Here is a 13414-nt window from a genome sequence, read left to right as displayed (position 1 = left end):
TCTTCTTTTAACTAAACATTTAGTTTGCTTACTAAGTATTTAGTTATATCTTAGTATAAAGAACTCCAAATAAGTATAGATGAAAGAACTAACAAGAGCCGAAGAAGAGATAATGCAGGTACTCTGGCAGTTGGAGCGTGCATTTGTGCGTGACATACTGGATAAGCTACCGGAACCAAAACCTGCCTACAACACGGTGTCAACGATTGTGCGCATCCTGGAGACCAAAGGCTTTGTAGGCCACGAGGCATTTGGCAAATCGCATCAATACTTTCCGCTTGTGCCAAAGGATAAGTATAAAAGTGACTTTCTGAAGAGCTTTATGACAGGATACTTTGGCGGCTCTTTCGAAAAGCTTGTTTCCTTTTTTGCCAAAGACAACAACCTGAATATGCAGGAACTTGACCAACTGATGCAGCACGTACGCAAAGACATAAGCTCTGAAGAAAAGGAGGAAAAAAATGGAACTAACAATTAGTTACATCCTTAAGTCGGTAATAGTATTGCTGGCGCTGTACCTGTTTTACTATGGCCTGCTGCGTAACCAGAACAGCTTTACCTTTAACAGGCTATACTTGCTTCTGGCACCTGTGTTAGCGCTGGTGGTTCCGCTGCTGAAGTGGCCTGTTGCCCTTGCCCCGGAAACAGCCGTAGGCGAAGCGCTGCAGGCAATCCAACTTAGCGAAATTACAGTGACAGGTTACGGCCCGACTAATAAGCCTATCTCAGAAACTGGCGTATTTTCTATATCGCTGTTAGCAACATTAGTATACATTTGCGGTGTTACCCTGGTGCTGTTTAAGCTGGCAAAGCAGCTCTGGCAACTTTATACTATTAAAGCAACCGCCACCCCTGCAGCCATGCAACCAGCTGAAGCTCAAGTATACCAGTTGCCCGGAAACCTGGCTACTTTCGCTTTTGGCAACAAAATCTTCTTAAGCAAGAGCGAACACCTTAGCAAAGCAGATCAGGACCAGGTGCTGGCGCACGAATTGGCCCACGTAAAGCTTCGCCATACCTGGGATGTGCTATACTATGAAATCCTGTCGGCTATACTTTGGGTACACCCGGTTGTGTGGCTTTTAAAGCAGGAGCTCCGCGACGTGCACGAATACCAGGCAGATGCCAGCGTTGCGGCATCGTTCCAGGCTCAGGCATACAGCTCTCTCCTTTCCAAAGAAGCCCTCCTGAACATGGGGCTGCCAGTTGGCAGTTATTTTCAGAAACCGCAGGTGCTAAAGCGTTTGAAGATGCTCCAGTTAAAGGACAACAAACCTGGCTGGACAAGACAGGTGTTAGCAGTGCCTTTTGTAGCGGGGTTGGTAATTGTTTTTTCTGTGCAGCAGGTAGATGCGCAAACCGGCATACTACAGGAGCTTACACAGGAAGTTAACGCAGTGGTTGGAAACAAAGAGCTTGCTACCCAGGATGATCTTCCAAACGCTCAAAGTATAACTACTGCTGAAAAGACTGAACCAGATAAAGCGCCAACTGAAGCAGAAGCTATTGAGCCTGTAAAAGAGAAACCGACTGAGACGAAAGCAGCCCCACTCCCACCCAAAGAAGAGAAAGCAGGCACAACATCTGCCAACCCGGATGCAGAAAAACCCTTCGTTTATGTAGAGCAGATGCCTGGCTTTAAGGGTGGAGAGACAGAAATGCTGAAATACCTGGCAAAAAACATACGCTATCCTAAAGAGTCTCAGGAAACAGGGAATCAAGGACTGGTGGTGATAAGCTTCGTTGTGAGCCGGGACGGTTCTTTGTCGGATTTCGAGGTTTTAAAATCGCTTGATGAGGCTACAGATGCAGAGGCCTTGCGTGTGGTAAAGAGCATGAACGGCAATTGGTACCCTGGCAAACAGAACGGAGTACCTGTACAAGTACGCTATACTTTACCGGTGCGCTTTACCCTTAAATAAGCATACTTATTTTCTTAATCTTAATACTTTTTTCGGCCATTAAACAGCCGAACCAGATTTGTATTGCCTTTTCCAAACTATAAACAAACAACCATGAAACAGAAAAACAGAATACCCAAAATGGCCGCAGCTGTATTGCTGGGTTGCTCTTTACTGGCAGCAAACGCTGCAAATGCCCAATCAAAGGAGCAGCCTTATACTTATGTAGAACAAATGCCGCAGTTTAGAGGCGGCGAAACCGAAATGCTGAAGTTTTTGGCAAGCAACATAAAATACCCCGCCGAGGCTAAAAGCAAAGGCGTGGAAGGCCTGGTTGTGCTTCAGTTTGTGGTAGACACTGACGGTACTATTACCAATGTACAACCAGTTAAAAAGCTCGGCCATGGCACAGACGAAGAAGCGATGCGCGTGATCAAACTTATGAACGGGCAATGGACAGCCGGGAAACAAAACGGCAAAGCAGTAAGTGTACGCTATACCATGCCCATACGCTTTGCGCTAAACGAATCTGACAGGGCTGAAACGAATGCCGTTGCCAACAAAATGCCGCAGTACAAAGGCGGACAGGAGGCCATGCTGAAGGCTATGAGCAACTACCTTAAACTGCCGGATGAAGCAAAACACGAGAACCTGAATGCACGTGTTGTTGTGAAATTTTATGTTGACAAAGCAGGTGACGTATCCAACATCAGGTTAGAGAGTACTAAGTTCAAGAAAACGGTTGGCCCTGGTTCTGACCTTGATTACATGGATGCCTCGACTTTTGGGTTACAGAACAAGACCCTGTTGGCAAAACTTTCCGAGGCAGCTGTGGCTGCTGTAAAAGCCACCTCCGGCAACTGGGAGCCTGCTTTAAAAAGCGGACAACCTGCAGCTTCCGAAGTGGTATTGCCTGTTCAGTTTTTAGGTACAGCAGATAAGAAAACTGAAGAAAACCTGCCGGCCCCATCCATGTCAAAGTATACAAAATCATCTTACAGCTATGATGAAGCAGATGTAAAGCCAACCTTGCAGGATGGACCACTCAATAAGTTCCTGGCTAAGAACCTGCGTTACCCTAAAGACCTCACTTTTGAAGGCGATTATAAGACCGGCTTCGTTGTGAAGCCAGACGGCTCAGTGGTTGGGCCATACATGTACGCGAATAAAGCGCTCAGTAAAGAAGATGCCCAACTTTTACATGAAGAGTTAAGAAAGGTAATTAAACTGATGGACGGCAAGTGGAGCCCCGGAAAGGTGGATGGCCAGGCCGTACCGGTTACCTATAACTTAGTCATCAGGTTTGTAACAGACGATGGAAGTAAAAAGCATTCTGTAGCCTCTGATGTTAAGCCGGATGTAGTCGTTACGAGATACAAGTAAAGAATTGGCAAGTATAAACTCATGAACGAAACCAGACTCATGCAACTTAAACTTTACACGCTGTTAATGTTTATCCTGACCACGACAAGTATGGCTTTTTCTCAGGATAAAGCCATGACATTTGAAGAAGCAGAGGAACAAGGAACACCATTCCATCAACTGGACGAAGTATACAAAAGCGCAGTGCACAGCAACCCTGAACTGGCGGTATTCAAGAAGCCAGCGGAACAACAGCGTCTACAAAAAGCCTATGCCGTGCTTCTTACTGACTTGGGTAGTTTCCTCAAGGAGAACAATTTTACCTGGGGTAGCGAAGTGAGGTGCTTTAACAGAATATACTTTAGCCCTAATGGTAAGGTGGACTATTTTATTTACAATTTCCCGGAGGGGCAGATAAGCCTTGAGAAGGAACAGCAGTTTGCCAGCCTTTTAGAACAGTTTGTGAAAGATTATATATTGCCACTTACAGCAGCGGAACCCTTTGCACAATGCAGTCCTGTAAAATATACAGATCATTAAGCCTTTAGACAAAAAAAGGGTACCCGGTGCGGGTACCCTTTTTTGTTAGAATCAACTTATTATTAGTAACCTGCAGACTGCTGGTTCTTAATATTAGAGTTAGCGTCAATTTCTGCCTGAGGAATTGGCCATACCCACTCACGATCAGCTGGCACAATGCTGCAATCTCTTGCAATCGTACCGCAATCTGTTCTTGTAATGGTGCTGGTAGTTCTTCTCGCATCAAACCATCTGTGGCCTTCTCCGAAAAGCTCTTTGCGTCTTTCCAGGTAGATGGCGTCTAATAATGGCTGGCCGGCTAAAACAACTGGTAAATAGCCATTGATACGTGCAGCTCTTAATGCGTTCAGATCATCTAAAGCTTCAACTGTCTTGCCCTGTAAAGCTCTTGCTTCAGCACGGATCAGGTACATCTCACCAGTTCTCAACACTTTCCAGTTTACAAGGTTATCCACGGCAGTACCACGACCCAGAAACTTGTTAATAATAGGACGGGTAACACCACTTCTAACACGCGTGCTGAAGTAAGCCGGGAAACGAATATCGTTCACTTGGTCAAATGACTCCATGATCGGGTTAGTAGGTCTGAAACGGTTACGGTTTGACGGACCGTTGTAAGTACCGCTTGAAGGAGAACCCTCACCGGCACTGAATGTAACCGACCAGATAACCTCATCAACAGAAGCGTCTTTCCAGATGTTCGGGAAGTTAGCTTTAGAAGCAAGCGGTCTTTCGCTGATAACCAGTGTTGCATAACGCTCAGCTTCAGCAAAATCCTTCGCGTACAGGTTTAAGCGCGCTAGCAGGGCACGAGTCGCCAGTCTGTCGATCATCGCTTTTGAAGAAGACGTGTTGATCGCTCTGTCAACATTACCCAACAGTGTTTCAGCCTCTTTCAGGTCAGCAAAGATCTTGTCATAAGTCTCCTTAACTGATAGCCTGGATGGCATGTCGTCCTTGTTAACGGTTAGTTTGTAAGGTACGCCCAGCTTCGTAGAGTTTCTGTCGTAGCTCTCGCCCCAGAAACGCAGCAGGTCGAAATGCACCATACCTCTGATCGCCAACGCCTGACCTTTGATACGGTTAACGCGCGTAGGGTTAGCTGTTGAGAACTGCTCAATGTTACGCAGCACAAGGTTTGCCTGTGTGATTACATTGTAAGCCGCCACCCAAGCCTGTGCAATGTCAGCCTCGTCGCTGGTGTAGTTCCAGTTGGTCTGGTTCTGCCAGTTACCAAGGTCTTCAGCAGTCTGAGCAAAGTCATTGCCCATTAAGTCTGGCAACATGGCCCAGGTGCTGGTAGTTTGCGCACCACTTCCGTAGTAACCTACTGCGCGGAACTGAGAGTATGCTCCTGTAAGTACGAACTCATAATCATCAAGGCTTTTGAAGATCTGAGAGCCGTCTTTGTTGTATTCAGGCTCTACCTCAATTACCTTCTCGCAAGACGAGAGGCCTAAGGTAAGGCTCAATCCGATTCCGAAAACTATATGTCTTAATTTCATTTCTGATCAACTATAAAATTATAAGCCTAGGTTTAAGCCAAACGTAACAGTACGTAGCGCAGGGTACTGAGCACCTACAAGTGAACCAGTTGAGATTTCCGGGTCAAAACCACGGAAGTCAGTCCAGGTTAGCAGGTTCTGTCCTTGGGCAAACACACGCACATTGTTCAGGCCTGTTACACCAAACCACTGCTTAGGCAGCGAGTAAGATACCGTAATGTTACGCAGACGCAGGAAGTCGCCATCCTCTACGAAACGTGTAGTACCTGATCTGAATGGGTTGTTCGGGCTTGGGATGCTTGTGATCTGGCCTGGCGTTCTCCACTCGTTAAGCAGGTCTGTAGAAAGGTTATCCCACAAGTAAAGCGGGTTCTCTATGTTAACGCGGTCGTTGTTGTACAACTTATTACCGGTTACAAAGCTGAAGAAAGAGTTAACCTCAAAGCCTTTATACTTTAGAGTAGTTCCAAAACCACCGAACCATGGCGTTTCAGCAGTACCAACAATCACACGATCGTTAGGGTTGTATACTTCTGTGATCTCGCCATCCTTGTTCAGGTACTGTGCATTACCATTGTCTGGGTTAACGCCAGCGTAACGAACAAGGTAAAGCGAGTTCATCGGCTCACCTACACGGTTGATGTAGATGCCGTTCACGATCTCCTGCTGGTCACCTACAAGTGACAATACCTTGTTCTGGTTGCGTGTAACACTTACGTTGGCACTCCATGTAAAACCACCAGCCTGGATGATATCACCGTCAAGTGACAATTCCACACCTCTGTTCTGAAGCTCACCTACGTTAGATAATAAAGACTCATAACCAGTAGTTCTTGAAAGCTGTCTGTTCAGGAACAGGTCATTTGTAATAGAGTTATAGAATTCTACAGTAGATCTTAAGCGACCGCTAAATGCCGTAAACTCAAGGCCAGTGTTGAAAGTGGTTTTTCTCTCCCACTGCAGTTCTGGATTAGAAAGCTGTGTTTGAGCCAAACCGCTGATACCGTTGTAAACTGATCTGCTGAAAAGCTCTCTTGATCTGAAGTCCTCAGTAAGCGCCTGGTTACCAGCCGAACCGTAGCTAACTTTAAACTTCATATCGCTGAAGATATCTGTCAGGCCTTCCATGAACGGCTCATCGATCACGATCCAGCTAAATCCAACTGAACCGAAGTTCGCATACTTTCTGTCGGCACCGAAACGGGAAGAACCGTCACGACGTGCACCTATAGTCAGGAAGTATTTGTCTCTGAAACCGTAGTTGATGTTGGTAAAGTATGACAACAATGCGTTCTCAGTGCCGAAACCACCTACAGCCGGAATGAAACCGTTTGTAGCGTTACCTGGTGTAATGCCAGCCTCGTTCTGGAAAGCACCACCTAAACCATATCCCGTGAAGCTGAAGGTTTTATACTTCTGGTTAACGATCTCGTTGAAAAGGCCTACAGTAAGTGTATGCTCTTCACCAAACTTTGTGTTATAAGTTGCTGATGATGTACCAGTATAACGGAAGTTTCTGTTGTAACCACGGCCATAGCTACCTGAACCGCCTGTTGAGAATGAACCTGAGTATGTAGTAGGGTTAACATAGATAGCAAGTTCATTTGAAGTAAAGTCAGCACCCCAGTTAGTTCTTAGCGTAAGACCATTAATGAATGGAGCCTCATAGGCAACATAGAAGTTACCAACACCCTTCAACTGCTTACGCAGGTTGGTGTTCTCCAATAGTTCCTGTAAAGCGTTTGGCTGGCCAGAAGTTAACTGAGTATAGTTTCCTTCTGCATCATAAGGAGTTTCGTAAGGGTTACTCCAACGGATCGCGTTAAGCGGCGTTGCAATACCTGTGTTCGCCTCGCTTGTGTTTGTAAAATCAGATACACCGAAAGTAGAGTTCAAACCAAATGTAAACTCACCTGCTCTTGATTCTACGTTAGCTCTACCTGTATAGCGCTCCAGGCCAGTGTTTGGTACAGTACCTGTCTGGTCGAACATAGAGCCAGAAAGGAAGTAAGTAGTTTTGTCGCTACCGCCAGCTGCGCTTAATGTATGGTTACGAGTGTGGCCAGTTTTGAAGAATACATCTTCCCAGTTGGTGTCAACTTTTCTCAGACGCTCCAGATCAGCAGCATCCCAACCGAATGGGTTACCGTTTGCCAGCTCATACTCCAGTTTCTGAGCCGTGTTCATTACCTGCAGTTTGTTCTCAGGAGCTCTTGAGAAACCATACTGGCCATCGTAGCTGATGCGGGTTTTACCGGCAAGACCTTTTCTTGTAGTGATTACCACAACACCGTTGGCACCTCTTGAACCGTAGATAGAAGTTGCAGAAGCATCCTTCAGAATCGTCAGGCTTTCAAAGTCGGCAGGGTTAAGCGTTGCAAAGTCGTTTGCAGAGATCTGCACACCGTCCATTACATACAATGGTTCGTTGCTACCTAAGATAGAGCCTTTACCACGGATAACTACGTTAGCCGCCGCACCTGGCTGGCCTGAGTTAGCCTGCACCAGGATACCTGTTGCTCTACCCTGTAACGCCTGGTCAAAAGAACCAACAGGTACCTGTCTGATCTCCTGAGACTTCACAGTTGACACGGAACCTACAGTTTCACGCTGTGTCTGTGTAGTATAACCTGTGATAACAACTTCAGAAAGCTGTTTCGTATCAGGAGTTAACGCCACACTGATCGATTTTCTGTTGCCTACAACTTCTTCCTGCACGTTCATGCCAATGAACCTGAAGACCAAAGTAGCAGTGCTAAGGTTGATGTTTTCCGGAACCGTAACAGAGTACGCTCCGTTTACATCGGTGCTGGCTCCGGTTGTAGTGCCTTTCACTAAAACCGAAACACCTGGCAAGCCCATTCCGGACGCCTTTTCAGTTACAGTACCCGTAATGGTTCTGCTCTGCGCATAAACATGCTGCATCGCAACCAAACCAAGCACCATAACTACTAGTAATAGTTTTTTCATGTAGATAGTGATAACTAAATGGTTTATAAACATTTAAGATAGTAATCGCAGATTTAAATGACCTTTTTAATGCTGTCAAAAAAATCGGCCGGCAAACATAGTAAAAAAATGTTATGTCTGCATACTATATCTGATGTTATAATGCCGATTTTTTGAAGGGTTTTTAAGCCGCTCTATAACTCCAAAACAAACACCTCATTATCACACAAATACAAACCACTCTTACATATATACTAAAACACGAAAGGCCAGGGCAACCCAATGTTACCCTGGCCTTTGCAGCTTATTTCAAGCTAAATAATTCCGCTAAGTATGATTCTGCAGCAAAAACAGCAATTGCTAAAACTGCCAGCCTTCGTTAAGTATGGCAATGGCATGGTGTGCCGTCATATCAAACTGGCATGGCACCACAGAAACGTAGTTATTGATAAGAGCCCACTCATCAGTGTCTTCCCCTTTGTCAAAATTCACGAAGCTACCCGTCATCCAGTAGTATTTTCGGTTGCGCGGGTCCAGTCTTTCGTCAAATTCCTCCTGCCATTTGGCATGCGCCTGGCGGCATACTTTAATTCCCTTTATCTCTTCCTTGCTTTTCTTCGGGAAGTTAACGTTTAATGCAGTGTTCTCCGGTATCCGGTGCTCCAGAGCCTGCTCAATTATCTGCTTGATAAAGGGCTTGGTATGCGAAAAATCCGCCTCATGGCTATAGTCGCACAGCGAGAAACCGATAGAAGGCAACCCCTCAATAGCCGCCTCTATGGCAGCCGACATGGTACCGGAATACAATACGCTTATACTTGAGTTGGAGCCGTGGTTAATGCCACTCACCACCAGGTCAGGTTTGCGGTCTTTCAGTACATGGTGTTTGGCCAGCTTAACGCAGTCGGCAGGGGTGCCGGAGCATTCGTAGGCTTCAATACCAATGTCTTCAAAGGCAATAGACTTGTCGAGGCGCAGTGTGTTACCAATTGTAATGGCGTGGCCCATACCCGACTGCGGCCCATCCGGCGCTACTACCACTACCTCACCAATGGACCTTGCCACCTCTACCAGCGTTCTTATACCCGGAGCGGTAATGCCATCATCGTTCGAAACAAGAATTAAGGGTTTGGCCATGCTATTTTTTAAAGTTAATGTATGATAAAATAAACAAACATCTATTTCGTGCTAATATACGACAACCTGCCGCTGTACTTCAAGGTTAAATAGAAATAAAACGAGTGAGGAATGGTAAGAAGTATAATTTACGCGATACTGTTGGGTATTGGGATGGCCGCCTGTTTGTCGCAACGCGACGACGAGGCTGAAATTGAAGCCGAACGGCCGGCCACAACTGCCGAAGCAGAACTTAGTGACATTGAAAGAAAACCCGATCCTGCTTCTTTTGTAATTCAGAAAGGCGAGGTCGGCGACATGGAAATAGGAGCCCTTATAGATAGCGTACGCAACCAGGTGCCTGCCGGCTATACCCTGACCGATACTGTTCTCTTGCTGGAAGGCACACAGGCAGCAGCTTACCTGCTAAAGCCAAACAACCATAACAAAGGCTTGATAATAGAGCAACTTTGCAACCCTTCCTGCAGGGTATGGCGCATAAACGTGCAGCACCCGGACTTTAAGACGCCCAAAGGCATTGGGGTCGGGTCCAAGTATAGCGAAGTGCAGCGCTATTACCCCATCAGCGCCATAGAACTGGCAGATGGCGGACTGGTGGCGCTATCGGAGCAGGGAGGCATGACATTCGTCCTGGACACCTCTCAGATACCCAAAAGCGAAGTTGCCAGCCTCACACCCCAAACCGTACCGGCCAATACCATAATAAAAGGCATATTAATATATTAGGTGTTTGCGATATATGTCATGAATTTGTATTATTGCTCTCATGTCATTCCTACGATCGCGCTATAACTACAGAAACCTCGGACTGCTGCTACTACGAGTTGGTATCGGCATCATGTTTATACTTCATGGCTGGCCTAAAATGCAGGGCGGCCCCGAACGTTGGGAGATGATCGGCAAAAGTATGGAGATGTTCGGTATTGACTTTTTACCTGCGTTCTGGGGCTTTATGGCAGCCTTTGCCGAAACTATTGGAGGTTTGCTGTTGATGCTCGGTCTTTTCTTCAGGCCTGTCAGTATACTTTTATTTATTACCATGCTGGTTGCCACCACAAAGCACATAACAGCCGGCGATGGTTTTGGAGGCTACTCTCATGCCCTGGAGGCAGCCATACTTTTCTTCTCGTTATACTTCATCGGCCCTGGCAAGTATAGCCTGGACAAAGCCATTTTCCCCGACAAAAAGAACCGCAGGATCTATAGTTAAGAGTTATACTTTGTTTTATAAAGAGGAGCCCTGGCAATAGTCGGGGCTTTTTTTGTTTTAACTGCAGTTATACTTTGCGTTTTTATTTACAGACCTCGACCTCGCGGCGTGCGAAGGTCCCATGAGCGTCTTTAATGCTGAATTGGTGAATGAGTGAATTTACTGTGGTAAGTCCTATTAAATCGGACCGCTCCGTACCCCAGGGCCGTTGTATTCTACTAAAAAAGTAACTAAAACTACTGTCATTCTGTAAAGAAACTTGTGAGAAGGGAGGTTAAGCTTATCCTCCCAGCCACCAAGATCCTTTCAGGATGACAAAAAAGATAAAATGAAACGGCCCTGCCCTCCTCCCGAAATAAGTACGGAATTGTAGCCTTAGCCCTGATGGGGGAATTTTCACACTGCCGGGTCAAACCACCCCTTTATCCCCTCCTTGTCCAAGGAGGGGAGTTTCTGCCATTACTTCAGCCAAAGTATAAAATTCATAGCTTCGGCTATTCCTCGGACAGGTCACGACCTGTCCCTACAAAACGTATTTTATACTTCATCTCCAATTGCGACAGCCGCTTACGAAGAAGTATCCATCCCAGTCCTTGGGTTGAGCGCCTTGAGAGGTTCCGGTGACGAGCGCAAGCGAGGCATTGCGACGTCAGGAGCAAAGTAAGCGAAGAGGGCCCCTACCCCCAGCCGCGCGATGGCCAAGGACGAGGCCTTGAGTTTACCCCGAAGCATTTCGGGGGCCTTGAGGTCACCAAAGCGAACTATAAAACTACAGGTTAATAAAGCTGAGGATTAAAGGATGCTAGAAAGCATAGTCACCAAAACTAAAGATGCAGCTGTAACAAAAAGCTATTGTCACCAATCTACCACTACCATTTCTACCCAGAAATAACTAACATTACATTCAGATTACCAAACACGCTACGCAAACATGTTAACCACCCTATTACTCGCGGCCTTGCTAAGCACAGGCAACCCTGTACAAGGCAACCCCGACCTTAAAACACCCTACGAAAAAGGAAATGGCAACCAAACCGCCACTTACGAAGAAGCCATAGAATGGTACCGTGCTTTAGACAAAGCCTACGATGAGGTAAAGATGGTGCCTTACGGCTACACCGACTCCGGCAGGCTACTGCACCTTGTCCTTGTCTCTACCGGTAAAGACTTTGACCCGGCATCTGTCAAACAGAAAAACAAGCGCGTGCTGCTTATCCAGAATGGGATCCACCCTGGCGAGCCGGAAGGTATTGATGCCACTATGATGCTGGTACGCGATTACCTGCAGGATAAAAACAAACGCAAGCAACTGGACAATGTGGTGCTGGCCATAATACCGGTTTACAATATTGGCGGTGCCCTTAACCGCAACAGCCACACCCGCACCAATCAGAACGGGCCAGAGGAGTACGGCTTCCGGGGCAATGCCCGCAACTTGGACCTTAACCGTGATTACATTAAAACGGACTCGCGCAACGCCGAGCTTTTCCACCTCATCTTCCGCGACTGGGACCCTGATGTTTTCATGGACAACCATACTTCCAATGGGGCCGACTATCAGCATGTAATGACGCTTATCGCCACGCAACACAACAAACTGAACCCCACGCTGGCCGGCTATCTGAACCAGAAAATGCTGCCTGCCCTTTATGATGGCATGAAAAAAGACAAGTTCCCGATGGTGCCTTACATGAACACCAGAAGTGAAACTCCGGAGAAAGGGATTGAAGGCTTTATGGAGTCTCCTCGCTACGCCACTGGCTACACCGCCCTATACAACACCATTGGTTTTGTGCCAGAAACACACATGCTAAAGCCATTTAACCAGCGCGTGCAGGCTACCTATAAGCTGATGGAGAACATGATAGAGACAGTGCACCGCGATGCCGATGAAATCGGCAGGCTCAGGGCAAAGGCAAAGCAGGAAACGCTTTCGCAACGAGACTTTGCACTGAACTGGAAGCTGGACACCACCAAAGTAGACAAGATCCCTTTTATGGGCTATGCCGCAAAGTATAAACCTAGCGAGGTAAGCGGCCTTGAACGTTTATACTATGACCGTTCAGCGCCTTATACTACCAAGCTGAACTATTACAATGAATTTAAACCCGGCACAACCGTTCAAAAGCCAGTAGCCTACATTATACCTTTTGCCTGGCGTGAGGTAATAGAGCGCCTGAAAACGGACAAGGTGGAGATGAAGCAACTGAAGCGCGACACAACCCTACAGGTAGAAACTTATTACATAACAGACTATAAAAACAGTCCGCGTGCTTACGAAGGGCATTATCTGCACACTGATGTAAAAGTGGAGAAACGCACCATGCCACGCCAGTTTCTGAAAGGGGACTATGTGGTATACTTGAATCAGCCGGCTAACCGTTTCCTGGTCGAGACCCTGGAGCCGCAGGCAGTAGACTCATACTTTGCCTGGAATTTCTTCGACTCCATACTGATGCAGAAAGAGTATTTTTCCAGTTATGTTTTTGAGGACCTGGCAGCGGAATACCTGAAAAAAGACCCGGACCTGAGAAAACGCCTGGAAGAGCGTAAAAAGCAAGACCCTGACTTTGCAAAGAATGCCCGTGCCCAACTGGATTTTGTGTACAGAAATACACCTCACTATGAGTTCACGCACAACATGTATCCCGTAGCCAGGCTGCTGCAAGACATAAAGCTGCCACTTTAGAAAAACATGAGTCATCCCGAACTTTGTAATGGGATGAAAAAGGGAAGCCTCCTGTTTTAGGGATATAGCTATATGTATCACCTAAAGACAGGAGGCTTCTATGTGTTCTGCTTCTAAAAAC

General features: G+C 46.6%; 10 protein-coding genes. 7 read left to right on the top strand and 3 right to left on the bottom strand.

Annotation, left to right across the window (positions count from 1 at the left end; translation table 11 throughout):
- Window positions 1-79: 79 nt before the first annotated feature.
- From AC4BAP_RS16895 to AC4BAP_RS16880, 4 genes are all read left to right on the top strand, one after another.
- Window positions 80-478, top strand: a complete 399-nt coding sequence (locus AC4BAP_RS16895; RefSeq protein WP_490583851.1) for a BlaI/MecI/CopY family transcriptional regulator — start codon at window positions 80-82, stop codon at window positions 476-478.
- Complete coding sequence (locus AC4BAP_RS16890) at window positions 462-1922, top strand: TonB family protein (RefSeq protein ID WP_490583850.1); 1461 nt, start codon at window positions 462-464, stop codon at window positions 1920-1922. The genes AC4BAP_RS16895 and AC4BAP_RS16890 overlap by 17 nt, the downstream gene beginning before the upstream one ends.
- Before the next feature lie 93 nt (window positions 1923-2015).
- Window positions 2016-3284 (top strand): TonB family protein, encoded by a 1269-nt coding sequence (locus AC4BAP_RS16885; RefSeq protein WP_490583849.1) that lies wholly within the window; start codon window positions 2016-2018, stop codon window positions 3282-3284.
- Between the two features lie 21 nt (window positions 3285-3305).
- A complete protein-coding gene (locus AC4BAP_RS16880) occupies window positions 3306-3803 on the top strand; it encodes a hypothetical protein (RefSeq protein WP_490583848.1) in 498 nt (165 codons plus the stop codon).
- A 62-nt stretch (window positions 3804-3865) separates the two neighbouring features.
- Here the strand turns inward: AC4BAP_RS16880 and AC4BAP_RS16875 are convergent, their stop codons facing one another.
- From AC4BAP_RS16875 to surE, 3 genes are all read right to left on the bottom strand, one after another.
- Window positions 3866-5308: a RagB/SusD family nutrient uptake outer membrane protein gene (locus tag AC4BAP_RS16875; protein WP_490583847.1), complete on the bottom strand. Its 1443-nt coding sequence runs from the start codon at window positions 5306-5308 to the stop codon at window positions 3866-3868.
- Between the two features lie 18 nt (window positions 5309-5326).
- Complete coding sequence (locus AC4BAP_RS16870) at window positions 5327-8278, bottom strand: SusC/RagA family TonB-linked outer membrane protein (RefSeq protein ID WP_490583846.1); 2952 nt, start codon at window positions 8276-8278, stop codon at window positions 5327-5329.
- Between the two features lie 339 nt (window positions 8279-8617).
- Window positions 8618-9394 (bottom strand): 5'/3'-nucleotidase SurE, encoded by a 777-nt coding sequence (gene surE, locus AC4BAP_RS16865; RefSeq protein WP_490583845.1) that lies wholly within the window; start codon window positions 9392-9394, stop codon window positions 8618-8620.
- 111 nt (window positions 9395-9505) lie between these two features.
- Here surE and AC4BAP_RS16860 point away from each other — a divergent pair, with 111 nt between their 5' ends.
- The 3 genes from AC4BAP_RS16860 to AC4BAP_RS16850 all read left to right on the top strand — a co-directional run bounded on the left by AC4BAP_RS16860 (window position 9506) and on the right by AC4BAP_RS16850 (window position 13293).
- Window positions 9506-10120, top strand: a complete 615-nt coding sequence (locus AC4BAP_RS16860; protein WP_490583844.1) for a mechanosensitive ion channel protein MscS — start codon at window positions 9506-9508, stop codon at window positions 10118-10120.
- A 40-nt stretch (window positions 10121-10160) separates the two neighbouring features.
- Window positions 10161-10604, top strand: a complete 444-nt coding sequence (locus AC4BAP_RS16855) for a DoxX family protein (RefSeq protein WP_490583843.1) — start codon at window positions 10161-10163, stop codon at window positions 10602-10604.
- Between the two features lie 931 nt (window positions 10605-11535).
- Entirely contained in the window at window positions 11536-13293 is a 1758-nt protein-coding gene (locus AC4BAP_RS16850; protein ID WP_490583842.1) for a M14 family metallopeptidase, read from the top strand.
- Window positions 13294-13414: the final 121 nt, after the last annotated feature.

Source organism: Pontibacter sp. GD7 (genome assembly GCF_058216375.1).
This window is presented reverse-complemented; position numbering and strand designations above follow the sequence as displayed.

Coding starts and splice junctions, on each gene's coding strand:
- AC4BAP_RS16895 (WP_490583851.1), top strand. CDS start 80: ATGAAAGAACTAACAAGAGCCGAAGAAGAGATAATGCAGGTACTCTGG.
- AC4BAP_RS16890 (WP_490583850.1), top strand. CDS start 462: ATGGAACTAACAATTAGTTACATCCTTAAGTCGGTAATAGTATTGCTG.
- AC4BAP_RS16885 (WP_490583849.1), top strand. CDS start 2,016: ATGAAACAGAAAAACAGAATACCCAAAATGGCCGCAGCTGTATTGCTG.
- AC4BAP_RS16880 (WP_490583848.1), top strand. CDS start 3,306: ATGAACGAAACCAGACTCATGCAACTTAAACTTTACACGCTGTTAATG.
- AC4BAP_RS16875 (WP_490583847.1), bottom strand. CDS start 5,308: ATGAAATTAAGACATATAGTTTTCGGAATCGGATTGAGCCTTACCTTA.
- AC4BAP_RS16870 (WP_490583846.1), bottom strand. CDS start 8,278: ATGAAAAAACTATTACTAGTAGTTATGGTGCTTGGTTTGGTTGCGATG.
- surE (WP_490583845.1), bottom strand. CDS start 9,394: ATGGCCAAACCCTTAATTCTTGTTTCGAACGATGATGGCATTACCGCT.
- AC4BAP_RS16860 (WP_490583844.1), top strand. CDS start 9,506: ATGGTAAGAAGTATAATTTACGCGATACTGTTGGGTATTGGGATGGCC.
- AC4BAP_RS16855 (WP_490583843.1), top strand. CDS start 10,161: ATGTCATTCCTACGATCGCGCTATAACTACAGAAACCTCGGACTGCTG.
- AC4BAP_RS16850 (WP_490583842.1), top strand. CDS start 11,536: ATGTTAACCACCCTATTACTCGCGGCCTTGCTAAGCACAGGCAACCCT.